General features: G+C 59.4%; 30 protein-coding genes and 1 pseudogene. 1 reads left to right on the forward strand and 30 read right to left on the reverse strand.

Annotated elements, in window-relative coordinates; translation table 11 throughout:
• The first annotated feature begins 159 nt into the window (after window positions 1-159).
• Window positions 160-1,287 (forward strand): S-(hydroxymethyl)glutathione dehydrogenase/class III alcohol dehydrogenase, encoded by a 1,128-nt coding sequence (locus M2360_RS26165; protein ID WP_280778327.1) that lies wholly within the window; start codon window positions 160-162, stop codon window positions 1,285-1,287.
• A gap of 252 nt (window positions 1,288-1,539) precedes the next feature.
• Here the strand turns inward: M2360_RS26165 and M2360_RS26170 are convergent, their stop codons facing one another.
• The 30 genes and pseudogenes from M2360_RS26170 to M2360_RS26315 form a co-directional block, all read right to left on the reverse strand.
• Window positions 1,540-3,744: a glycosyltransferase family 29 protein gene (locus tag M2360_RS26170; protein WP_280778328.1), complete on the reverse strand. Its 2,205-nt coding sequence runs from the start codon at window positions 3,742-3,744 to the stop codon at window positions 1,540-1,542.
• Window positions 3,745-4,385: 641 nt separating this feature from the next.
• Complete coding sequence (locus M2360_RS26175) at window positions 4,386-4,916, reverse strand: GNAT family protein (protein WP_280778329.1); 531 nt, start codon at window positions 4,914-4,916, stop codon at window positions 4,386-4,388.
• A 70-nt stretch (window positions 4,917-4,986) separates the two neighbouring features.
• A complete protein-coding gene (gene rplQ, locus M2360_RS26180) occupies window positions 4,987-5,412 on the reverse strand; it encodes a 50S ribosomal protein L17 (RefSeq protein ID WP_280778330.1) in 426 nt (141 codons plus the stop codon).
• Between the two features lie 117 nt (window positions 5,413-5,529).
• On the reverse strand, window positions 5,530-6,540 hold the full coding sequence (locus M2360_RS26185) for a DNA-directed RNA polymerase subunit alpha (protein ID WP_280778331.1): 1,011 nt from the start codon (window positions 6,538-6,540) through the stop codon (window positions 5,530-5,532).
• A gap of 97 nt (window positions 6,541-6,637) precedes the next feature.
• The gene (gene rpsK, locus M2360_RS26190) at window positions 6,638-7,027 is read right to left on the reverse strand and encodes a 30S ribosomal protein S11 (protein WP_280778332.1); all 390 of its coding nucleotides are present in this window, start codon (window positions 7,025-7,027) and stop codon (window positions 6,638-6,640) included.
• 124 nt (window positions 7,028-7,151) lie between these two features.
• Window positions 7,152-7,520, reverse strand: a complete 369-nt coding sequence (rpsM, locus tag M2360_RS26195; RefSeq protein WP_280778333.1) for a 30S ribosomal protein S13 — start codon at window positions 7,518-7,520, stop codon at window positions 7,152-7,154.
• Window positions 7,521-7,751: 231 nt separating this feature from the next.
• Window positions 7,752-8,402 carry an adenylate kinase gene (locus tag M2360_RS26200; RefSeq protein WP_280778334.1) on the reverse strand — a complete coding sequence of 217 codons (651 nt, stop codon included), beginning with the start codon at window positions 8,400-8,402 and terminating at the stop codon, window positions 7,752-7,754.
• Window positions 8,402-9,739, reverse strand: a complete 1,338-nt coding sequence (gene secY / locus M2360_RS26205; RefSeq protein ID WP_280778335.1) for a preprotein translocase subunit SecY — start codon at window positions 9,737-9,739, stop codon at window positions 8,402-8,404. Before secY ends, M2360_RS26200 begins: the two co-directional genes overlap by 1 nt.
• A 217-nt stretch (window positions 9,740-9,956) precedes the next feature.
• Window positions 9,957-10,433, reverse strand: coding sequence for a 50S ribosomal protein L15 (rplO, locus tag M2360_RS26210; protein ID WP_280778336.1), 477 nt, complete (start codon window positions 10,431-10,433; stop codon window positions 9,957-9,959).
• Window positions 10,434-10,448: 15 nt separating this feature from the next.
• The gene (gene rpmD / locus M2360_RS26215) at window positions 10,449-10,643 is read right to left on the reverse strand and encodes a 50S ribosomal protein L30 (RefSeq protein ID WP_280778337.1); all 195 of its coding nucleotides are present in this window, start codon (window positions 10,641-10,643) and stop codon (window positions 10,449-10,451) included.
• A gap of 11 nt (window positions 10,644-10,654) precedes the next feature.
• Entirely contained in the window at window positions 10,655-11,230 is a 576-nt protein-coding gene (gene rpsE / locus M2360_RS26220) for a 30S ribosomal protein S5 (RefSeq protein ID WP_280778338.1), read from the reverse strand.
• Between the two features lie 137 nt (window positions 11,231-11,367).
• The gene (gene rplR, locus M2360_RS26225) at window positions 11,368-11,730 is read right to left on the reverse strand and encodes a 50S ribosomal protein L18 (RefSeq protein ID WP_280778339.1); all 363 of its coding nucleotides are present in this window, start codon (window positions 11,728-11,730) and stop codon (window positions 11,368-11,370) included.
• A gap of 12 nt (window positions 11,731-11,742) precedes the next feature.
• Window positions 11,743-12,276 (reverse strand): 50S ribosomal protein L6, encoded by a 534-nt coding sequence (gene rplF / locus M2360_RS26230; protein WP_280778340.1) that lies wholly within the window; start codon window positions 12,274-12,276, stop codon window positions 11,743-11,745.
• A gap of 42 nt (window positions 12,277-12,318) precedes the next feature.
• Window positions 12,319-12,717, reverse strand: coding sequence for a 30S ribosomal protein S8 (rpsH, locus tag M2360_RS26235; RefSeq protein ID WP_280778341.1), 399 nt, complete (start codon window positions 12,715-12,717; stop codon window positions 12,319-12,321).
• Between the two features lie 12 nt (window positions 12,718-12,729).
• Window positions 12,730-13,035: a 30S ribosomal protein S14 gene (gene rpsN, locus M2360_RS26240; RefSeq protein WP_280778342.1), complete on the reverse strand. Its 306-nt coding sequence runs from the start codon at window positions 13,033-13,035 to the stop codon at window positions 12,730-12,732.
• A gap of 32 nt (window positions 13,036-13,067) precedes the next feature.
• Window positions 13,068-13,625: a 50S ribosomal protein L5 gene (rplE, locus tag M2360_RS26245; protein WP_280778343.1), complete on the reverse strand. Its 558-nt coding sequence runs from the start codon at window positions 13,623-13,625 to the stop codon at window positions 13,068-13,070.
• Window positions 13,618-13,929 (reverse strand): 50S ribosomal protein L24, encoded by a 312-nt coding sequence (rplX, locus tag M2360_RS26250; RefSeq protein ID WP_280778344.1) that lies wholly within the window; start codon window positions 13,927-13,929, stop codon window positions 13,618-13,620. The genes rplE and rplX overlap by 8 nt, the downstream gene beginning before the upstream one ends.
• 19 nt (window positions 13,930-13,948) lie before the next feature.
• Complete coding sequence (rplN, locus tag M2360_RS26255; protein ID WP_003536525.1) at window positions 13,949-14,317, reverse strand: 50S ribosomal protein L14; 369 nt, start codon at window positions 14,315-14,317, stop codon at window positions 13,949-13,951.
• A 203-nt stretch (window positions 14,318-14,520) separates the two neighbouring features.
• Complete coding sequence (gene rpsQ, locus M2360_RS26260) at window positions 14,521-14,757, reverse strand: 30S ribosomal protein S17 (protein ID WP_280778345.1); 237 nt, start codon at window positions 14,755-14,757, stop codon at window positions 14,521-14,523.
• Window positions 14,758-14,768: 11 nt separating this feature from the next.
• Window positions 14,769-14,969: a 50S ribosomal protein L29 gene (gene rpmC / locus M2360_RS26265; RefSeq protein ID WP_137156071.1), complete on the reverse strand. Its 201-nt coding sequence runs from the start codon at window positions 14,967-14,969 to the stop codon at window positions 14,769-14,771.
• A gap of 11 nt (window positions 14,970-14,980) precedes the next feature.
• Window positions 14,981-15,394, reverse strand: coding sequence for a 50S ribosomal protein L16 (gene rplP / locus M2360_RS26270; RefSeq protein WP_137156072.1), 414 nt, complete (start codon window positions 15,392-15,394; stop codon window positions 14,981-14,983).
• Window positions 15,395-15,424: 30 nt separating this feature from the next.
• Window positions 15,425-16,135: a 30S ribosomal protein S3 gene (rpsC, locus tag M2360_RS26275; protein WP_280778346.1), complete on the reverse strand. Its 711-nt coding sequence runs from the start codon at window positions 16,133-16,135 to the stop codon at window positions 15,425-15,427.
• Window positions 16,135-16,524 (reverse strand): 50S ribosomal protein L22, encoded by a 390-nt coding sequence (gene rplV / locus M2360_RS26280; RefSeq protein WP_280778347.1) that lies wholly within the window; start codon window positions 16,522-16,524, stop codon window positions 16,135-16,137. Before rplV ends, rpsC begins: the two co-directional genes overlap by 1 nt.
• 2 nt (window positions 16,525-16,526) lie before the next feature.
• Window positions 16,527-16,805 (reverse strand): 30S ribosomal protein S19, encoded by a 279-nt coding sequence (rpsS, locus tag M2360_RS26285; RefSeq protein WP_137156075.1) that lies wholly within the window; start codon window positions 16,803-16,805, stop codon window positions 16,527-16,529.
• A 20-nt stretch (window positions 16,806-16,825) separates the two neighbouring features.
• Complete coding sequence (gene rplB / locus M2360_RS26290; protein ID WP_280778348.1) at window positions 16,826-17,656, reverse strand: 50S ribosomal protein L2; 831 nt, start codon at window positions 17,654-17,656, stop codon at window positions 16,826-16,828.
• A gap of 11 nt (window positions 17,657-17,667) precedes the next feature.
• Window positions 17,668-17,961, reverse strand: coding sequence for a 50S ribosomal protein L23 (locus tag M2360_RS26295; protein WP_182826473.1), 294 nt, complete (start codon window positions 17,959-17,961; stop codon window positions 17,668-17,670).
• Window positions 17,958-18,578 (reverse strand): 50S ribosomal protein L4, encoded by a 621-nt coding sequence (gene rplD / locus M2360_RS26300; RefSeq protein WP_280778349.1) that lies wholly within the window; start codon window positions 18,576-18,578, stop codon window positions 17,958-17,960. Before rplD ends, M2360_RS26295 begins: the two co-directional genes overlap by 4 nt.
• A gap of 10 nt (window positions 18,579-18,588) precedes the next feature.
• Window positions 18,589-19,266, reverse strand: coding sequence for a 50S ribosomal protein L3 (gene rplC / locus M2360_RS26305; protein WP_280778350.1), 678 nt, complete (start codon window positions 19,264-19,266; stop codon window positions 18,589-18,591).
• 156 nt (window positions 19,267-19,422) lie between these two features.
• Window positions 19,423-19,731: a 30S ribosomal protein S10 gene (rpsJ, locus tag M2360_RS26310; protein ID WP_137156080.1), complete on the reverse strand. Its 309-nt coding sequence runs from the start codon at window positions 19,729-19,731 to the stop codon at window positions 19,423-19,425.
• A gap of 153 nt (window positions 19,732-19,884) precedes the next feature.
• Window positions 19,885-19,979, reverse strand: a pseudogene (locus M2360_RS26315) (elongation factor Tu); the annotation flags it as partial.

Below are 19,979 nucleotides of genomic sequence, written 5' to 3' on the forward strand. Positions count from 1 at the left end.
TAGAATTGTTCTCCTTTACGTAAAGGTCAACAGGATCTTGCAGCCGTTTCGGTCCCTGCGTCAGACGCGGCGATATTTTGCGCTTTCAGGCTTGCCCCGCCGCCCCCCGATATGTTCTCTAGCCGCAAAACAATCGTCATCCGCTAATGGAGGATTCCCATGGACGTTCGCGCCGCCGTGGCCGTGCAGGCCGGCAAACCGCTTGAAATCATGACCGTTCAGCTCGAAGGCCCGCGCGCCGGCGAAGTGCTGATCGAGGTCAAGGCGACCGGCATCTGCCATACCGACGATTTCACCCTGTCGGGCGCCGATCCTGAAGGCCTGTTCCCGGCCATTCTCGGCCATGAAGGCGCAGGCGTCGTGGTCGATGTCGGCCCGGGCGTGACCTCAGTGAAAAAGGGCGATCATGTCATTCCGCTCTACACGCCGGAATGCCGCTCCTGCCCGTCCTGTCTGTCGCGCAAGACCAACCTCTGCACCGCGATTCGCTCGACCCAGGGTCAGGGCCTGATGCCCGACGGCACCAGCCGCTTCTCGATCGGCAAGGACAAGATCCATCACTATATGGGCTGCTCGACCTTCGCCAATTACACCGTGCTGCCGGAAATCGCCGTGGCCAAAGTGCGCGAAGACGCGCCCTTCGACAAGATCTGCTATATCGGTTGCGGCGTCACCACCGGCATTGGCGCGGTCATCAACACCGCGCAGGTGGAGATGGGCGCAACCGCCATCGTCTTCGGTCTCGGCGGCATCGGCCTCAACGTCATTCAGGGCCTGCGTCTCGCCGGCGCCGACATGATCATCGGCGTCGACATCAACAATGACAAGAAGGCCTGGGGCGAGCGCTTCGGCATGACCCACTTCGTCAATCCGAAGGAAGTCGAGGGCGACATCGTCCCCTATCTCGTCAACATGACCAAGCGCGGCGCCGACCAGATCGGCGGCGCCGACTACACCTTCGACTGCACCGGCAACACCAGGGTGATGCGCCAGGCGCTCGAAGCGTCGCATCGCGGCTGGGGCAAGTCCGTTGTCATCGGCGTCGCCGGCGCCGGTCAGGAAATCTCCACCCGTCCCTTCCAGCTGGTCACCGGCCGCACCTGGATGGGCACCGCCTTCGGCGGCGCGCGCGGCCGCACCGACGTGCCGAAGATCGTCGACTGGTACATGGACGGCAAGATCCAGATCGATCCGATGATCACCCATGTCATGCCACTCGAAGACATCAACAAGGGTTTCGACCTGATGCACTCAGGCGAAAGCGTGCGCGGCGTGGTCGTGTACTGAGCCGACAAGACCCACCGACTCTTCAAGCGCCGGAATCTCGCGATTCCGGCGTTTTGTTTTTCGTGAGGACGAGCCGACACAAGAGCCCGGATACAGACGTCGCCGGTTTGATGACGAGCCTATGCGTCCCTATCAAGGACCACTGGTATGAGGAACGAACCGAGCCTTTTTTCGGCGCGGCGAGATTGGCCAGACATGCCCAAACATCTGAACCACGCCGCCAATCTTTAAAAACGACCGCGCGGCCCGACGTTACAGCGACCAGTTTTTGTGCGACTTCATCCAGGTGAACAATTCCGTATAGACAGCCCGATTTTTCTTGGCCCAGGAGATCATCTTGGGAATCTCCGCGCGGCTGGCGCAGAGAGGGATCTCCACATTGGCACTCTTGAAGATTCCTTCGATCTTGTGGGTGTTGCCGCCGAACACCACAAAGGGAATTTCCGCGCGGCAAGCAGCATAGACAGCATGATGGCGGCCGGTGATCAGAAGCTTCGAAGTCTTCAATGTGGCGACGAGATCGTCCCAGGTCATGGCCATCATGTCGACAAACGGATATTTCAGCGCCTCCGCGCGCGTTAATTTGACGAAGGCGGTAAACTCCTTGGAATAGAAGTCGGTCAGGACAATACTGTCCTTGTGGTCGATCATGTTCACCGGCGCCTTGAGCGGCGCAAGATAGGAAAGATCGGGGTAGACCCTTGCTGAAATGCCGTGTCGCTTCGCAAGGTCATCTCTCGAGAGAACCTCCCGGACATGAATGCCCTTGAGACCCCGCAGCACCTCGTCATAGTCGCCGGGATTGTCCTGCCATACCGAATTGACAAGATAGGCGGCTTTGCCGGCGTCCACGGCTGAGCCGAGCGCCTTCATCTTGCGATGAAAGCCGACGCCGCCGCTATGCATCGTGCCCTCGCCATTCATGACCATGATGTCATAGTCGCCGTCCTCGACGACGACCCCAACGGGTGCAAGATGATGAAGCAGGCTCCGCGTCACGGCGGCCGATCCGCAATGATAATGCGAATGATCGCCTTCAAGCCTGATGCGAAGCGGTTTGACCGTTTCATAGGTCATCCACTGGTTTTGATACCGGGATTGGGCGACATCGTCGAGCACGGACTCAATCGCATCCCCCCGCCGCAAAGCGCCGAGAACCGCAGCCTCGCCTTTCCAGTTATGATTGGCGGAGGGTCGACTTGCACGGAAATAATTCGCCGACGTAGGGTTTGCCCCAATCTGGTCGACCATGGAGAACCCATAGGTATCCACATTCGTCAGGCCGCCGCGCCACTCAGCCAACATCGCCAGAATTTGGATGCCGCTGCTCGCCGTACCTCGAAACGCCTTGTTGAGCCGCTGGCGAACCTCATAGGGCGGCGTCGCCATCCTGACCCCACCCTCCGAAACCTGAAAGGCGGCGCCTTTCTGGACCGTGAACGCTTCCCAGTCTTTTCCGGTCACGATAAGCGGCGCGGACGCCCGGCCGACCAGTTTCCTGAGCTCGGAGTAATTACAGACCAGCAGGTCAGTTTTCGACCCATAGTCAACTTGAGCATGTGAGGGAACCGCCGCCAGATTGAACCGGATAACCAGATCATGGGCATCAATCTCAAGACCCTTGCCGGATCCAGTCTCGATCGTGGAGTTTCCCACGACTGCGATGCGCCGCGTAACATCCGACAAGATATCGCGCAGCCACAGACAATCGGCGGCGAAACGGTCGGCGAACGCCTTGGCCCGCTTGCCAGGAAAACCCGGGACGGCTGCGGGATCTCCCCGCAGGACAAGATCCGCCGCCAGCGGCAAGGCGTTGGGCTTAAGCTCCCTGGCTCTCTGCCGTATCGTGTTCCGGCACAATTCCGGATCGACCCGGGCAAGCACGCCGAGATAGTCATTGAGCAACTTGTCATTGCCGCGCGCGAGCAGCTTTTGATAAAGCGCCTTCAGCCTTGCAGGCTCCTCGCCGATCATGAACAGAAGCCATAGCGCTTGGCCCTCTACAGAGTCCTTGCGCCTTTTTTCCAGAAATTCGCGAATAAAATCGATATTGGCGGGATCAAGCACGGCCCGTTGAGCCCAGATGTCGACCAGAAACTCATCAGCCTCGGCAACACCCGCCTCGCGCAGCGCCTTGAGATGGCGCTGAATCTCGACAAGATATCCCGCTTTGGCGAGCCACATCGAGAAGCGTTGATATTCCAGCACCGCGTCGGCCCGCAACGGGCCGCCTGACCGAATTTCCGCCAACAACAAAGCGAAGGCGTCCTCGAACCGACCCTGGCCGGCGAGAAACCGGGCGGTCTCAACCCTGCCGGTCGCCGCGCCAAAGACCGATAGAATGGACCATTGCACGCCCGCCAGCGCATTTTTCCGGTCCAAGACGTTGTGTCGCGCCGCGCCGTCGAGAAAATCCAATGTGCGCTTCAAAGGACGATGAAATAGACGATCATACATGTAGCGGCACCTTGGACAACAAACACAGGCGGTCTTACATGAACCCTAAACACGACAAAAGCCGTTTTTGCGCAATGCCGAGCGCCAAGATAGGCTGGACGCCGCATAGCGATGACAAATAAGAAAAAGAGAGGTAACTGGCTGCATCGCGATCGACATGTCGCCAATACGAAAATCCCGCACGGAAATTTCCGCCGGGGTGATCACGGGAGAGCCGCGCGAAAGCGGGCATTCCTGGTAGTTTGTAGTCAGGCGTTGCTTCCGCGCGGCCTCGAAGCATGAACCGTAATGGGAACCGGCTCACCGAACTTGGCCGACGCCGCCAGCAGAGGCGTCGATTGCTTCGGAATCGTCTAGGCTTGGAGGACGACAGGCCTGAACGATCGCTTCGTTTCCGCCTGCCCGCAAAGTCTCGCGAAACACTCCGGTGACGGAACGGAAAGAGGATAACGCCGGGCGAAAGGGCGGGGATGTAATTTCGCGAAAATTTATTCAGTCGCCGAAATGGAAAGAGCAAGCCGCCGAGATCGCGTTATCTAAGCTCCCCGTTTAAGATACATTTTTCCATTTCGGCAACGACCGCGTCGCCGTACATCCACAACAGAAAAACTGCTCCGTCAAAAAATATCACCAGCCACCAATCAAGGCCATTGCGGATGCCGCATCCTGTGGAAGAGCGCCAATTCGACGCCGTGATAATCACCGCGCCCACACTCCTGAAATCCAAGCTTCTCCGCCAGAACGAGCGACGGCGTGTTGATCGGGTCGATCATGCAGACCACCCGGCTTCCTTCGGGCCGTCTATCCATCCAGGCCAGCGCCGCCTGTTTGGCTTCACGCGCAAAACCACGGCCCTGAAAGTCATTGGCGATTTTCCACATCGCTTCCGGCGCCTGATCGAACAGCGGTCCGTGACCACGTTTGAAATAGGCGAAACCAACTTCACCGCAGATTGCGCCTGTCTCACGATCCACGGCCACAAACGGGCCGAAACCAAAACTCTGCCAATGGCCGATCCACCGCAACAGCCGGGCGAACACCTGCTCTTCGTTAAGCACCGGCAGCGGCGATTTGATGTCGCCGCTCATCGATTGCGTTAGCCACATCGGCGCATAAGCCTCGAAATCGTCAAGCGCATGCGGCCGGAGCAAGAGCCGTTCGGTGGTGATCATTCTCCATCTCCCTCAACGACAAAAGCCGGGCGCGAGGCCCGGCTTTCCAATGACGACCAACGAGAACCGATCAAGCGGCTTCGGCGGCAGCCTTTTCGTTTTCGACGCGCTGCAGGTCAGCGGAACCCTTGGCCGAGATGTCGCGATCGACGAATTCGATCACAGCCAGCGGCGCGTTGTCGCCGTGACGGAAGCCGGCCTTCATGATGCGAAGGTAGCCGCCATGACGGTTGGCGTAGCGCGGAGCGATCGCGGCGAAAAGCTTGGCGACGAGTTCCGGGCTGCGGATCTGCGAGATGGCCTGACGGCGAGCGTGCAGGTCGCCCTTCTTGCCGAGCGTCACCAGCTTTTCCACGATCGGGCGAATTTCCTTCGCCTTCGGCAGGGTGGTGACGATCTGTTCATGTTCGATCAACGAAGCCGCCATGTTGGCGAACATCGCCTTCCGGTGGCTGGCGGTTCTGTTGAGCTTGCGGCCCGAATTTCCGTGGCGCATGGCTATACTCCTTTAAGCGCAGGTCTCTGATCTTGCGAGCCTGCCGTTTCCTGGCACAAGCAGGAACCTGTCCTGCCGTTTGTCTGGGAAAGGCAAGCGAGCCTGCCTTTTTGTTTATTAATACTGGTCTTCGTAGCGCTTCGCGAGCTCTTCGATGTTCTCCGGCGGCCATGCCGGCACTTCCATGCCGAGATGCAGGCCCATGGATGCGAGAACTTCTTTGATCTCGTTGAGCGACTTGCGACCGAAGTTCGGAGTGCGGAGCATCTCGGCTTCGGTCTTCTGGATCAGGTCGCCAATATAGACGATGTTGTCGTTCTTCAGGCAGTTCGCCGAACGCACCGACAGTTCGAGTTCGTCGACCTTCTTGAGGAGGGCCGGGTTGAACGCGAGTTCGGTGATCGTTTCCTCTTCGGCTTCCTTCTGCGGCTCGTCGAAGTTGACGAATACCGAGAGCTGGTCCTGAAGGATGCGAGCCGCGAAAGCGACGGCGTCTTCACCGGTGACGGAACCATCGGTTTCGATGGTCATGGTCAGCTTGTCATAGTCGAGAACCTGGCCTTCACGGGTGTTTTCCACCTTGTAGGACACTTTCTTGACCGGAGAGAACAGGCTGTCCACCGGGATGAGGCCGATCGGCGCGTCTTCCGCACGGTTGCGATCGGCGGGAACATAGCCCTTGCCGTTGGCGACCGTGAATTCCATACGGATCTCCGCGCCCTCGTCGAGCGTGCAGATCGGATGGTGCGGATTGAGGATCTCGATGTCGCCAACCGTCTGGATATCTCCAGCGGTGACCACGCCCGGACCCTGCTTGCGCACGACCATGCGCTTGGGATCATCGCCGTCCATCTTGATGGCGATTTCCTTGATGTTGAGCACGATATCCGTCACGTCTTCGCGGACGCCCGGAATCGAGGAGAATTCATGCAGCACGCCGTCGATCTGCACGGCAGTCACCGCGCCGCCGCGCAGCGACGACAGCAGGATGCGACGCAGAGCATTGCCGAGGGTCAGGCCATAGCCCCGCTCGAGCGGCTCGGCGACCAGGGTCACCTTGGTGCGGCTCGACGAAGTGAACTCAACCTTGTTCGGCTTGATGAGTTCCTGCCAGTTCTTCTGAATCATGTGGTATGACCTTTCATTCGCGCCACCATCCAATCGTGGCGATCGACATCGAGGAAAGCCGGTTCAGGACGAAACCCGAACCGGCCGAGATAGATGATCAGACGCGGCGCTTCTTGCGCGGACGGCAGCCATTGTGCGGGATCGGCGTGACGTCGCGAATCGAAGTGATGGTGAAACCAGCGGCCTGAAGGGCGCGCAGCGCGGATTCACGGCCGGAGCCAGGACCGCAGACTTCGACTTCCAGCGACTTCATGCCGTGTTCCTGGGCCTTCTTGGCGCAGTCTTCAGCAGCAACCTGAGCAGCGAACGGGGTCGACTTGCGCGAACCCTTGAAACCCTTCGCGCCAGCAGACGACCAGGCGATCGCGTTGCCCTGGGCATCCGTGATCGTGATCATCGTGTTGTTGAAGGTAGAGTTGACGTGAGCCACGCCCGACGAGATGTTCTTGCGTTCGCGACGGCGAACGCGAGTGGCTTCCTTGGCCATATTTAGTCCTTTCGTTGATCTCTTCACCGCCGTAACACCAGCGGCTACACCATCCGGGTCATAGCATTTAGGCGGTGGACGCCGAGAACCGGCACCCGCCGCCTATTTGCTGCGACCAGGAAGATTACTTCTTCTTGCCGGCGATCGCCTTTGCCGGACCCTTGCGGGTGCGGGCATTGGTGTGCGTGCGCTGACCGCGCACCGGCAGCGAGCGGCGATGACGAAGGCCGCGATAGCAGCCAAGGTCCATCAGACGCTTGATGTTCATCGAGGTTTCGCGACGCAGATCGCCTTCGACCTGATAGTCGCGGTCGATTGCTTCGCGGATCTGCAGGATCTCAGCATCGGTAAGCTGATGCACGCGACGGTCGGCAGCGATGCCGGCCTTCTCGATGATTTCCTGAGCAAATTTCGGACCGATCCCATGAATATAGGTCAGCGCGATGACGACGCGCTTCTGAGTCGGGATGTTGACGCCAGCTATACGGGCCACGCCTGTTCTCCTTGCATTCCGCTTGCCATCCGGCAATCGGTTGTTGTTTCACGACCGCGGACGGCCGCCTGTTGCCTTTATCCGGTTCGCTTCATGTCAAAAACGACCGTAACGGGTTCTCCCACTTTCACGGGGAAATCCGCGCCGATCGCTTTAAATCTTTCGCGAGTTGGCGCGTCATTAGCGGAAAAGCCTTAAAAAGGCAACCTTCCGCTAAAAGTTTTTTGGATGTCACACGCGCGAAAGAATCGTTTCAATCGCTGCCGTTACTTCATCGATCGGAGCCATGCCGTCAACCGGCTTAAGCAGGCCGCGCGCATGATAATAGCCAATCAACGGCGAGGTCTTCTTGTAATAGTCCTGAAGACGCGTCGTCATCGTCTCGGCATTGTCGTCGGGACGACGCTTGAACTCGTGGCTGCCGCATTTGTCGCAGACGCCCTCGACCTTCGTCCGATGATTCTTGTCGTGATAGCCCGCGCCGCATTGCGCGCAGGTATACCGCCCAGATACGCGCTGTACGAGAACAGCGTCATCGACCTGCATCTCGATGACAACGTCGAGCTTCATGCCCTTGGCCGCCAGCATCACCTCGACGGAATCGGCCTGCACCAGCGTGCGCGGATAGCCGTCGAGAATAAAGCCCTTGGCGCAATCCGGCTGATCGATCCGCTCGGACACGATGGCGTTGACGATTTCGTCCGACACCAGGTTTCCTGCGTCCATCACAGCCTTGGCGCGCTTGCCGACTTGGGTCCCCTGAACCACCGCCGCCCGCAACATGTCCCCCGTCGAAAGCTGCGGAATGCCATGCTTTTCTACAATACGCTGGGCCTGGGTGCCTTTACCGGCGCCCGGAGGCCCCAACAGAATAAGCCTCATTATCCCCTCTTCCCTCCCCGGAGCTTTGATTTCTTGATGAGTCCCTCATATTGAGTCGCAATGAGGTGGCCCTGGATCTGCGCGACCGTATCCAGAGTAACACTAACCACGATCAAAAGCGAAGTACCACCAAGGTAGAAGGGCACGCCGGTTTGGGCGATCAGGATTTCAGGCAGAATACAGACGACGATCAGATAGGCGGCGCCAAGCACCGTAATACGCGTCAAAACATAGTCGATATGTTCGGCGGTGCGCTCGCCCGGCCGGATGCCGGGAATGAAACCGCCATGTTTCTTGAGATTGTCGGCGGTGTCCTTCGGATTGAAGACGATCGCTGTGTAGAAGAACGCAAAGAACGCAATCAGAGCCCCGTACAGCAGCATATACAGCGGCTGGCCATGGCCGAGCGCGGCAACGATCGCCGTCGCCCAATCGGGCAGCGCGCTGGAGCCGGAGAAGCCGGCGAGCGTGGCGGGAAGCAGCAGCAGCGAAGAGGCGAAGATCGCCGGAATGACGCCCGCGGTGTTGAGCTTCAACGGCAGGTGTGACGTGTCGCCCTGGAACATGCGATTGCCCACTTGCCGCTTCGGATACTGAATCAACAGCCGGCGCTGGGCGCGCTCGAAAAACACGATCATGGCGATGGCGGCAACGGCCACCACGATCACGACCAGAATGATCGCCGTCGAAAGCGTGCCGGTGCGGCCGAGTTCGAGCGTGTTGGCCAGCGCGTGCGGAAGGGCCGCAACAATACCGGCGAAAATGATCAGCGAAATACCGTTGCCAATGCCGCGCGAGGTAATCTGCTCGCCGAGCCACATCAGGAACATCGTGCCGCCGAGCAGCGTGAGCACGGTGGAAATCCGGAAGAACCAGCCGGGATCGCCCACGATGCCCTGCCCTGCTTCCATCGACACCGCGATTCCATAGGCCTGCAGCGCCCCAAGCAACACCGTGCCGTAGCGGGTGTACTGGTTGATCATCTTGCGGCCCTGCTCACCCTCTTTTTTGAGCTGTTCGAGCGCGGGCACGACAGACGTCATCAGCTGAACGATGATCGATGCCGAGATATAGGGCATGATTCCGAGCGCGAAAATCGCCATGCGGCTAACCGCGCCGCCGGAAAACATGTTGAAGAGCCCGAGAATGCCGCCCGCCTGCGACTGAAAAGCGTTGGCGAAGGCGTCGGGATTGATGCCTGGCAGCGGAATATAGGTGCCGAGGCGATACACCAGAAGCGCGCCAAGGGTGAACCAGATACGCTTTTTAAGTTCTTCAGCTTTCGAAAATGTCGAAAAGCTCAGATTGGAAGCAAGCTGTTCCGCTGCAGAAGCCATAACTCTCTCCGCAAAACCAAACTCCCGAGGCGAAAACCTGGGAGTGGCTGGGTCTTTCCTGTCGAATGAACCGGAAGCGGGCGGCGATGGACATCAACACGGCCTCACCTCTGGCGAATGGCCCGGACCGTCCAATCGGACAGATTCCGGTCGTGAGGCTTTCATATAGAAGCAAAAACGCCCGGTGTGAAGCACACCGGGCGTCTTATTCATGATCTTACTCGGCAGCAGCTGCTTCGCCGAGGATCTTGACAGAACCGCCGGCTTTTTCGACCTTCTCGACGGCCGGCTTGGAAACGCCGGACACTTCGAAGGAGATCTTCGCGGTCAGTTCGCCGTCGGACAGGAGGCGAACGCCGTCCTTGATGCGGCGGATCACGCCAGCAGCCTTGAGAGCGGCGGCGTCGACAGTCTTGGAGACGTCGAGCTTGCCGGCGTCCACAGCCTGCTGCACCCGGCCGAGCGACACGATCACGTAATCGGCGGCGAAGATGTTGGTGAAGCCGCGCTTCGGCAGGCGGCGATAAATCGGCATCTGGCCGCCTTCGAAACCGTTGATGGCGACGCCGGAACGGGCCTTCTGACCCTTAACGCCGCGACCGCCGGTCTTGCCGGTGCCGGAACCGATACCACGGCCAACGCGCTTGCGCGACTTCAGCGCGCCTTCATTGTCCTTGACTTCGTTCAGTTTCATTGTCGTGTCTCCGTCTTACTTTTCGTCGACGATGCGCACGAGGTGGCTGACGGCGGCAATCATGCCACGGACAGACGGCGTGTCTTCGAGCGTGCGGGTGCGGTGCATCTTGTTGAGACCGAGGCCGATCAGGGTCTTTTCCTGACGGTCGGGACGACGGATCGGCGAACCGATCTGTTCAACGGTGATCGTCTTCTTTGCTTCAGCCATCTTACGAATCCTTATTCTTCGGAAGCAGCGGCGGCGCCGATGGACGCGCGACGGTTCTGAAGCGTCGCGTATTTGATGCCGCGCTGAGCAGCAATGTCCTTCGGGTGAACCTGGTTCTTCAGAGCGTCGAACGTGGCGCGAACCATGTTGTAGGGGTTCGACGAACCGGTCGACTTGGCGACGACGTCATGAACGCCGAGCGTTTCGAAGACGGCGCGCATCGGACCACCGGCGATGATCCCGGTACCGGCCTTGGCCGAACGCAGGAGAACCTTGCCGGCGCCATGGCGGCCGTTGACGTCGTGATGCAGCGTGCGGCCGTCGCGCAGCGGCACGAAGATCAGGTCGCGCTTGGCGGCTTCGGTGGCCTTGCGGATGGCTTCCGGCACTTCACGCGCCTTGCCATGACCAAAGCCAACGCGGCCCTTCTGGTCGCCGACGACGACGAGAGCAGCAAAGCCGAAACGACGGCCGCCCTTCACCACCTTGGCGACGCGATTGATGGCGACGAGCTTGTCTACAAACTCGCTGTCGCGCTCTTCACGGTTCGAACGATCATCTCGCGAACCACGCTTTTCCTGTGCCATTGTCCTTTTCCTTTTTCTTTTCCGGGTGCAATCGGCAGTTTACATAAAAGCCCTGGGGTCCTTATCGGGCTCCAGGGCCGGTGTCTTCTTGAAGCAGAGCTTCAGGTGACGTGGAGCCCGGCGAACCGGGCTCGACATCAGAAGTTCAGACCGCCTTCGCGAGCCGCGTCGGCAAGAGCCTTGATGCGGCCGTGATAGATGAAGGCGCCGCGGTCGAAGACCACGTCCTTCACGCCGGCTGCAGCGGCGCGCTCGGCGACGAGCTTGCCAACAGCGGCGGCGGCGGAAACGTCAGCACCGGTCTTCAGAGAAGAACGGAGACCGGCGTCGAGCGTCGAGGCGGCTGCGAGAGTGCGGCCCGCCACGTCGTCGATGATCTGCGCGTAGATGTTCTTGGAAGAACGATGCACGGACAGACGCGGACGACCATTGGCGACAGCCTTGATCTGACGGCGGACGCGGCTTGCGCGCTGCACGAGCTTTTCTTTAGTGCTAGCCATTTTGCGTCTTCCTTACTTCTTCTTGCCTTCCTTGCGGACAATGCGCTCCCCGGCGTATTTCACGCCCTTGCCCTTATAGGGCTCGGGACCGCGATACTCGCGGATCTCGGCAGCGACCTGGCCGACAATCTGCTTGTTGATGCCCGAGACGACGATTTCCGTCGGCTTGGGGCAAGCAAGCGAGATGCCTTCCGGCGGCTGATAGATCACGTCGTGGGAGAAGCCGAGCTGAAGCTGCAGGTTGGTGCCCTGCATGGCGGCGCGGTAACCAACGCCGGTGATTTCGAGCTTCTTCTGATAGCCGTCCTTAACACCCATGAAGAGATTCTCAATCATGGTGCGGGACATGCCCCACTTGGCGCGTGCGTCCTTCGATTCGTTGGCCGGAGCCACCGCGATCGCATTATCTTCATAGGACAGAACAACTTCATCATTCGCGACGAAGAAGAGTTCGCCCTTCGGGCCCTTTGCCGTCACCTTCTGTCCTTCGACAGTGGCGGTCACGCCTGCAGGCACCTGAACGGGCTTTTTACCGATACGAGACATTTTTCTTACCTGTCTGTTCGTTACGCGAGACTGTCAGTCCGATCAGAAGATCGAGCAGAGCAGTTCGCCGCCAACATTCTGTTCACGAGCCTGGTGGTCGGCCATCACGCCCTTCGGAGTCGAAAGGATGGTGATGCCGAGACCGTTCGCGACCTGCGGAATGGACTTGACCGAGACATAGACCCGGCGGCCCGGCTTGGACACGCGGTCGATCTTGCGGATCACCGGCGCGCCTTCGTAGTACTTCAGCTCGATGTTGAGCTCGGACTTGCCGTTCTCGAAATCGGTCTTGCTGTAGCCACGGATGTAGCCTTCCGCCTGCATCACGTCGAGGACGCGAGCGCGGAGGTTAGAGGCCGGTGTCGAAACCGACGATTTGCGACGGGCAACGCCGTTGCGGATACGGGTGAGCATATCACCCAAGGGATCAGACATGGACATCGCTTGCCCTCCTTACCAGCTGGACTTCACAATGCCGGGAATCTGCCCGAAGTTGCCGAGCTGGCGCAGAGCCACACGCGACATCTTGAGCTTCCGGTAGAACGCGCGCGGACGACCGGTCACTTCGCAACGATTGCGAATGCGGGTCTTGGAGCCGTTGCGCGGCATTTCAGCCAGCTTGAGGGTAGCCCGGAACCGGTCTTCGATCGGAAGCTCGCGGTCCTGGATGATTGCCTTCAGCTTGGCCCGCTTATTGGCCTGCTGGGCAACCAGCTTACGGCGGCGCTTGTTTTTCTCAACTGCGCTCGTTTTCGCCATTGGTTTTTCCTTTTCTACGCTCGTCGTTACGGTTACTGACGGAACGGGAAGTTGAACTCTTTCAACAGAGCCCGAGCTTCATCGTCGGTCTTCGCCGTCGTGCAAACGATGATGTCCATGCCCCACATCTGATCAACCTTGTCGTAGTTGATTTCCGGGAACACGATGTGTTCCTTGATGCCCATGGCAAAGTTGCCGCGTCCATCAAAGCTCTTCGGATTCAGGCCGCGGAAGTCGCGAACGCGCGGAAGCGCGATGTTGACCAGGCGGTCCATGAATTCAAACATGCGGGCGCCGCGCAGGGTGACCTTCGCGCCGATCGGCATGCCTTCGCGGACCTTGAAGCCTGCAATCGAATTGCGGGCCCGCGTCACGACAGCCTTCTGGCCGGCGATAGCGGAAAGATCCTGGGCGGCGACAGTCGGCTTCTTCGAATCAGCCGTCGCTTCGCCAACGCCCATGTTGATGACGATCTTGTCCATGCGGGGGATCATCATTTCATTGGCGTAATTGAAATGCTCCTGCATCGCAGCGCGGATGCGAGAGACATATTCCGTCTTGAGCCTGGGCTCGTACTTAGCTTCAGCCATCGATAGTCACTCCCGAACGCTTGGCCACGCGGACCTTCTTGTCGCCATCGATCTTGAAACCGACGCGAGTCGGCTTGCCGTCCTTGGGGTCGGCGATCGCGATGTTCGACAGATGGATCGGAGCTTCCTTGTTGATGATGCCAGCTTCCTGCGAAGCGGTCTGACGCTGGTGGCGCTTGACAACATTGATACCGCGAACGATGGCGCGATCTTCCTTGGGAATGACCTGGAGGACTTCGCCGGAACGGCCCTTGTCCTTGCCAGTCAGAATGACGACCTTGTCGCCCTTACGAATTTTTTGCATCTCAGTCGTTCCTCGATAATTACAGCACTTCAGGAGCCAGCGAGATGATCTTCATGTGGTTCTTGGCGCGAAGTTCGCGCGGAACCGGTCCGAAGATACGGGTGCCGATAGGCTCTTTCTTGTTGTCGATGAGAACGGCTGCATTCGTGTCGAAGCGGATCACGCTGCCGTCGGCGCGGCGGATGTCCTTGGCGGTGCGAACCACCACGGCCTTCATCACATCGCCCTTCTTCACGCGCCCACGCGGGATGGCTTCCTTGATCGAGACGACGATAATGTCGCCGATCGAAGCGTATTTACGCTTGGAGCCGCCCAGCACTTTGATGCACATGACACGACGGGCGCCGGAATTGTCCGCCACGTCGAGGTTTGTTTGCATCTGAATCATGTCAGGTCGCCTTCTTGTTATGACCGAAACGGTTGGACGAAACCCGAAGGTCGAATCCCCTGATCCGGCTTGTCGATCCAAGTTTCACTGGAATGGCCGCGTCTTATAGAAAACACGCCCAAAATCAAGTCTTTTCTCAAAAAGACTTCACGCCCGGACGTTATTTCCGGGCGCGATGTTCAAAAGCATCAGATTGTCACGGATCAATTGTGAACCGTCACGACCTTCCAGCACTTGTCCTTGGAGATCGGCGCGCATTCCTCGATGGAAACGACGTCGCCGGTCTTTACGGAATTGTTTTCGTCATGGGCCTTGTACTTCTTGGAACGGCGAACCGTCTTCTGAAGCAGCGGGTGGGCAAAGCGACGCTCGACGCGGACCACGACGGTCTTGTCGTTCTTGTCGCTGACGACGGTGCCCTGAAGAATGCGTTTCGGCATTTTGTATTCCTTCAAGCCTTGGCTTCGGCCGCCTTCTGGCGGGCGATGGTTTTGATGCGAGCAATATCCTTGCGCACTTCGTCGATGCGGGCGGTCTTTTCAAGCTGACCGGTCGCCTTCTGGAAGCGGAGGTTGAACTGCTCTTTTTTGAGCTTGGCAAGCTCATCGTTCAGCTGGTCGGCGCTCAGCGCGCGAACATCAGACGCTTTCATTCGTCTTCTCCTTATTCGGCGATGCGCTGCACGAAGCGCGTCTTAACAGAGAGCTTCGCGGCGCCCAAACGGAGGGCTTCGCGGGCAAGCTCTTCGCTCACGCCATCGATCTCGAACATGATACGGCCCGGCTTGACGCGGCAAGCCCAGTATTCCACCGAACCCTTACCTTTACCCATGCGGACTTCGGTCGGCTTGGCGGTCACCGGAACGTCTGGGAACACTCGGATCCAGACGCGACCTGCGCGCTTCATATGACGGGTGATCGCGCGGCGAGCCGCTTCGATCTGGCGGGCGTTGACGCGATCCGGCTCCTGGGCCTTCAGGCCATATTCACCGAATGCGAGATCCGAACCACCCTTGGCGACGCCATGGATGCGGCCCTTGAACTGCTTGCGGTACTTCGTACGCTTTGGCTGCAACATTTTCTATTCTCCAACTCTGCCGTTACGCGCTTACGCGTTTTCGCGGCGGCGGTTGTTGTTACCGCCCTGGTTGTCACCTTCCAGCGCACGACGCTCGGAGGCCATCGGATCGTGTTCGAGGATTTCGCCCTTGAAGATCCAGACCTTGATGCCGCAGACGCCGAAAGCCGTATGGGCTTCAGCGACGCCGTAATCGATGTCGGCGCGCAACGTGTGCAGCGGTACGCGACCTTCACGATACCATTCCGTACGAGCGATTTCCGCGCCGCCGAGACGGCCGGCGCAGGTGATCTTGATGCCTTCGGCGCCAAGACGCATCGCGGACTGAACGGCGCGCTTCATGGCGCGACGGAAAGCAACGCGGCGCTCGAGCTGCTGGGCGATCGACTGCGCGACGAGCGTGGAGTCGATTTCCGGCTTGCGCACCTCAACAATATTGAGATGCGTTTCGGAATTCGTCATCGTCGAAATCTTCTTGCGAAGCTTCTCGATGTCGGCGCCCTTCTTGCCGATGATCAGGCCCGGACGAGCCGAGTGGATCGTGACGCGGCACTTCTTGTGCGGACGCTCGATGACCACCTTGGCGATGCCGGCGGACTTCAGTTCGTTCATGAGATAGGTGCGGATCGCAAGATCTTCATGAAGAAGCTGGCCGTATTCGGCGTTGTCGGCGAACCAGCGGCTGTCCCAGGTCCGGTTGATGCCCAGACGGAAGCCGATTGGATTGATTTTCTGACCCATTATGCAGCCTCCTCAGTGTCGGCAACTTCCCGGACGACGATCGTCAGGTGCGAAAACGGACGCTCGATGCGGGAAGCGCGACCGCGACCACGGGCGTGGAAGCGCTTCATCACCATCGACTTGCCCACATAGGCCTCGGCGACGACGAGGGCGTCGACGTCGAGATCATGGTTGTTTTCTGCATTGGCGATGGCCGATTCGAGGGTCTTCTTCACCGTCGAGGCAATACGCTTGCGGGAGAATTCGAGCTCGGCGAGAGCGCGCTCGACCTTCATGCCGCGGATGAGAGCGGCGACGAGGTTGAGCTTCTGCGGACTGACGCGGATCGTGCGGGCGACAGCCTGCGCTTCGTTGTCCTTGAGCCGGCGTTCGGTTTTAGCCTTGCCCATGATTACTTCCTCTTCGCCTTCTTATCCGCGCCGTGACCGTAATAGGTCCGGGTCGGAGAAAATTCGCCGAACTTGTGTCCGACCATTTCTTCCGTGACCAGCACCGGAACGTGCTTGGCGCCGTTGTAGACCCCGAAGGTCAGGCCAACGAACTGGGGAAGAATGGTGGAGCGACGGCTCCACATCTTGATGACTTCACTGCGGCCGCCTGCGCGCACCTTCTCAGCCTTCTTGAGAAGATATCCGTCGACAAACGGGCCTTTCCAAACTGAACGAGCCATTTAATGACTTCCTCTCTCAATTAGCGCTTGTGACGCGAGCGCATGATGAACTTGTCGGTCGACTTGTTCGACCGGGTCCGCTTACCCTTGGTGGGCTTGCCCCAGGGGGTAACCGGGTGACGACCGCCCGACGTGCGGCCTTCACCACCGCCGTGCGGATGGTCGACCGGGTTCATCGCGACGCCGCGAACATGCGGACGCTTGCCCTTCCAGATCGAACGACCGGCCTTGCCGTCATTCGTGTTGCCATGGTCGGGGTTCGACACCGCGCCGATGGTGGCGAGGCACGAGCCATGCACCAGGCGCTGTTCGCCGGAGTTCAGGCGAAGGATCGCCATGCCCTGGTCACGGCCGACCAGCTGCACATAGGCGCCGGCCGAACGAGCGATCTGACCACCCTTGCCCGGCTTCATTTCCACATTGTGGACAATGGTGCCGACCGGGATGGATTGCAGCGGCATGGTGTTGCCGGGCTTCACGTCCGCGCCCTTCATGGAGGACACGACCTTGTCGCCAGCCGTCAGGCGCTGCGGAGCGATGATGTAGCTCAGCTGGCCGTCTTCATACTTGATGAGAGCGATGAAGGCGGTGCGGTTCGGGTCATATTCCAGACGCTCGACGGTGGCTTCCATGTCGAACTTGCGACGCTTAAAGTCCACCAGACGGTAAGAGCGCTTGTGACCGCCACCCTGGAAGCGCGCGGTGACGCGACCGAGATTGTTGCGGCCGCCCTTTGAGCTCAGGCCTTCCGTCAGCGTCTTGACCGGCTTGCCCTTGTGCAGGCCGGAGCGGTCGACGATGACCAGCTGCCGAAGGCTCGGGGTGATCGGATTGAATGTTTTCAATGCCATTGTTCTATTCCTCAGAGGCCGGTGGTCACGTCAATGGACTGGCCTTCGACCAGCGTGACGATGGCCTTCTTGACGTCCTGCTGCTTGCCGATCGTGGCCTTGAAGCGCTTGACCTTGCCCTTGCGGATCAGGGTGTTCACGGCCTTGACCTTGACGCCGAAGAGAGCTTCGACAGCGGCCTTGATCTGCGGCTTGGATGCGTCCTTGGCGACGTTGAAAACAACCTGGTTGTTTTCAGAGACGAGCGTGGACTTTTCCGTGATCGACGGGGTGCGGATCACATCATAGTGGCGAAGGTCAGTCATTTGAACCGCTCCTCGAGGGCTTCGACTGCGGCCTTGGACAGCACAAGCGTGTTGCGGCGCAGAATGTCGTAAACGTTGATGCCCTGAACCGGCAGCACATCCACATTCGGAATGTTCTGGGCGGCGAGCTTGAAGTTGCTGTCCAGCTCGGCGCCGCCGATGAACAGCGCATTGCTGAGGCCGAGACCGGCGAAAGCATTGACGAGGATCTTGGTCTTGGCTTCTGCTGCGACCAGGTTGTCAACGACGATCAAGGTTTCGGACTTGGCCTTGGCCGACAGCGCGTGACGCAGGGCAAGAGCGCGGATCTTCTTGGGAAGATCATGCGCATGGCTGCGGGTCACCGGGCCATGAGCGCGACCACCGCCACGGAACTGCGGAGCGCGAGCGGAATGGTGACGAGCGCGGCCCGTGCCCTTCTGCTTGTACATCTTCTTGCCCGTGCGCGAGATTTCGGCGCGGGTCTTGGTCTGATGCGTGCCCTGACGCTTCTTGGCGAGCTGGTAGCGCACCATGCGCGCAATCAGGTCTTCGCGGGGCTCGAGGCCGAAAATGGCGTCCGAGACCGAAAGAGTGCCGGCATCGTTGCCTTCGAGAGTCTTAACTACGAGATCCATATCGGCCCCCTTACTTCGCGCGGACGCCGGCAGGACGCGGAGCGTCAGCCGGAACGCCAGCCTTGACCGCGTCGCGAACCAGGATCCAGGAGCCCTTGGAGCCGGGAACGGCGCCGCGAACCAGGATCAGACCACGATCGTCATCGGTCGAAACCACTTCGAGATTCTGCGTGGTCACGCGGGTTGCGCCCATGTGGCCGGCCATCTTCTTGTTCTTGAAGACGCGACCCGGATCCTGGCGGTTACCGGTGGAACCATGCGAACGGTGAGAGACGGACACGCCGTGCGTAGCGCGGAGACCGCCGAAATTATGGCGCTTCATGGCGCCGGCGAAACCCTTACCGATCGAAGTGCCGGTCACGTCGACCAGCTGTCCCGGAACGAAGTGGCTCGCGGCCAGTTCGGTGCCGACGTCGAGAAGGTTCTCGGTGGACACGCGGAATTCTGCGAGCTTTGCCTTCGGCTCCACCTGCGCGAGAGCGAAGTTGCCGCGCATGGCCTTGGAAACATTCTTCACCTTGGCGACGCCCGCGCCAAGCTGAACGGCGGTGTAGCCGTTCTTGTCTTCGGTACGCTGGGCGACCACCTGGCAGCCTTCCATGCGCAAAACTGTTACGGGAACATGTTCGCCGGCATCTGTGTAGATGCGGGTCATTCCCACTTTCTGTGCAATTACACCTGAACGCATCGGTTCGTCCTCTTGAGAGTCCCTGACGGGGCAAGCCCCTTCACGCCTCTTTGTTTAAAGATTCCGTGAGGCCTCGCGGCCTTACGGTTTCCCGTTGTTGGAAGCCGTTGGCGGGACCCGCCACGTACCTTCCTTGTTATTCGGCTTTCGCCAGTCTCAGAGCTTGATTTCGACGTCGACGCCTGCGGCCAAATCGAGTTTCATCAGCGCGTCGACCGTTTGCGGTGTCGGATCGACAATGTCAAGTAGGCGCTTGTGCGTGCGCATCTCAAATTGTTCGCGGCTCTTCTTGTCCACGTGCGGAGAGCGGTTGACCGTGAAGCGCTCGATCCGGGTCGGAAGAGGAACCGGGCCGCGAACCTGGGCTCCCGTGCGCTTTGCGGTCGACACGATTTCGCGCGTGGAGGCATCGAGGATCCGATGATCAAACGCCTTGAGGCGGATGCGGATATTCTGGCCGTTCATTCGACTAGTCCTTAATGTATGTCCGCGATCCGGACACTGTTCTTGTTTCTTATTGAAGGAGGACAGGGGCCCGAAGGACCCTGCCCTCACTCCGTAAACCGGATTGGTCAACGATCAATCGGCGAGGCCCCAACGGACCTCGCCGAAATCACGTTACTCGATGATCGAGGCGACGATGCCGGCGCCGACGGTGCGGCCGCCTTCGCGGATTGCGAAGCGCAGCTTTTCTTCCATCGCGATCGGAACGA

Source organism: Rhizobium sp. SG_E_25_P2 (assembly GCF_029892285.1).
Lineage (GTDB): Bacteria > Pseudomonadota > Alphaproteobacteria > Rhizobiales > Rhizobiaceae > Rhizobium_E.

What these genes read in the sequence shown, in the direction of transcription:
- M2360_RS26165 (WP_280778327.1), top strand. Translation starts at nt 160, where the DNA reads ATGGACGTTCGCGCCGCCGTGGCCGTGCAGGCCGGCAAACCGCTTGAA.
- M2360_RS26170 (WP_280778328.1), bottom strand. Translation starts at nt 3,744, where the DNA reads ATGTATGATCGTCTATTTCATCGTCCTTTGAAGCGCACATTGGATTTT.
- M2360_RS26175 (WP_280778329.1), bottom strand. Translation starts at nt 4,916, where the DNA reads ATGATCACCACCGAACGGCTCTTGCTCCGGCCGCATGCGCTTGACGAT.
- rplQ (WP_280778330.1), bottom strand. Translation starts at nt 5,412, where the DNA reads ATGCGCCACGGAAATTCGGGCCGCAAGCTCAACAGAACCGCCAGCCAC.
- M2360_RS26185 (WP_280778331.1), bottom strand. Translation starts at nt 6,540, where the DNA reads ATGATTCAGAAGAACTGGCAGGAACTCATCAAGCCGAACAAGGTTGAG.
- rpsK (WP_280778332.1), bottom strand. Translation starts at nt 7,027, where the DNA reads ATGGCCAAGGAAGCCACTCGCGTTCGCCGTCGCGAACGCAAGAACATC.
- M2360_RS26200 (WP_280778334.1), bottom strand. Translation starts at nt 8,402, where the DNA reads ATGAGGCTTATTCTGTTGGGGCCTCCGGGCGCCGGTAAAGGCACCCAG.
- secY (WP_280778335.1), bottom strand. Translation starts at nt 9,739, where the DNA reads ATGGCTTCTGCAGCGGAACAGCTTGCTTCCAATCTGAGCTTTTCGACA.
- rplO (WP_280778336.1), bottom strand. Translation starts at nt 10,433, where the DNA reads ATGAAACTGAACGAAGTCAAGGACAATGAAGGCGCGCTGAAGTCGCGC.
- rpmD (WP_280778337.1), bottom strand. Translation starts at nt 10,643, where the DNA reads ATGGCTGAAGCAAAGAAGACGATCACCGTTGAACAGATCGGTTCGCCG.
- rpsE (WP_280778338.1), bottom strand. Translation starts at nt 11,230, where the DNA reads ATGGCACAGGAAAAGCGTGGTTCGCGAGATGATCGTTCGAACCGTGAA.
- rplR (WP_280778339.1), bottom strand. Translation starts at nt 11,730, where the DNA reads ATGGCTAGCACTAAAGAAAAGCTCGTGCAGCGCGCAAGCCGCGTCCGC.
- rplF (WP_280778340.1), bottom strand. Translation starts at nt 12,276, where the DNA reads ATGTCTCGTATCGGTAAAAAGCCCGTTCAGGTGCCTGCAGGCGTGACC.
- rpsH (WP_280778341.1), bottom strand. Translation starts at nt 12,717, where the DNA reads ATGTCCATGTCTGATCCCTTGGGTGATATGCTCACCCGTATCCGCAAC.
- rpsN (WP_280778342.1), bottom strand. Translation starts at nt 13,035, where the DNA reads ATGGCGAAAACGAGCGCAGTTGAGAAAAACAAGCGCCGCCGTAAGCTG.
- rplE (WP_280778343.1), bottom strand. Translation starts at nt 13,625, where the DNA reads ATGGCTGAAGCTAAGTACGAGCCCAGGCTCAAGACGGAATATGTCTCT.
- rplX (WP_280778344.1), bottom strand. Translation starts at nt 13,929, where the DNA reads ATGCAAAAAATTCGTAAGGGCGACAAGGTCGTCATTCTGACTGGCAAG.
- rplN (WP_003536525.1), bottom strand. Translation starts at nt 14,317, where the DNA reads ATGATTCAGATGCAAACAAACCTCGACGTGGCGGACAATTCCGGCGCC.
- rpsQ (WP_280778345.1), bottom strand. Translation starts at nt 14,757, where the DNA reads ATGCCGAAACGCATTCTTCAGGGCACCGTCGTCAGCGACAAGAACGAC.
- rpmC (WP_137156071.1), bottom strand. Translation starts at nt 14,969, where the DNA reads ATGAAAGCGTCTGATGTTCGCGCGCTGAGCGCCGACCAGCTGAACGAT.
- rplP (WP_137156072.1), bottom strand. Translation starts at nt 15,394, where the DNA reads ATGTTGCAGCCAAAGCGTACGAAGTACCGCAAGCAGTTCAAGGGCCGC.
- rpsC (WP_280778346.1), bottom strand. Translation starts at nt 16,135, where the DNA reads ATGGGTCAGAAAATCAATCCAATCGGCTTCCGTCTGGGCATCAACCGG.
- rplV (WP_280778347.1), bottom strand. Translation starts at nt 16,524, where the DNA reads ATGGGCAAGGCTAAAACCGAACGCCGGCTCAAGGACAACGAAGCGCAG.
- rpsS (WP_137156075.1), bottom strand. Translation starts at nt 16,805, where the DNA reads ATGGCTCGTTCAGTTTGGAAAGGCCCGTTTGTCGACGGATATCTTCTC.
- rplB (WP_280778348.1), bottom strand. Translation starts at nt 17,656, where the DNA reads ATGGCATTGAAAACATTCAATCCGATCACCCCGAGCCTTCGGCAGCTG.
- M2360_RS26295 (WP_182826473.1), bottom strand. Translation starts at nt 17,961, where the DNA reads ATGACTGACCTTCGCCACTATGATGTGATCCGCACCCCGTCGATCACG.
- rplD (WP_280778349.1), bottom strand. Translation starts at nt 18,578, where the DNA reads ATGGATCTCGTAGTTAAGACTCTCGAAGGCAACGATGCCGGCACTCTT.
- rplC (WP_280778350.1), bottom strand. Translation starts at nt 19,266, where the DNA reads ATGCGTTCAGGTGTAATTGCACAGAAAGTGGGAATGACCCGCATCTAC.
- rpsJ (WP_137156080.1), bottom strand. Translation starts at nt 19,731, where the DNA reads ATGAACGGCCAGAATATCCGCATCCGCCTCAAGGCGTTTGATCATCGG.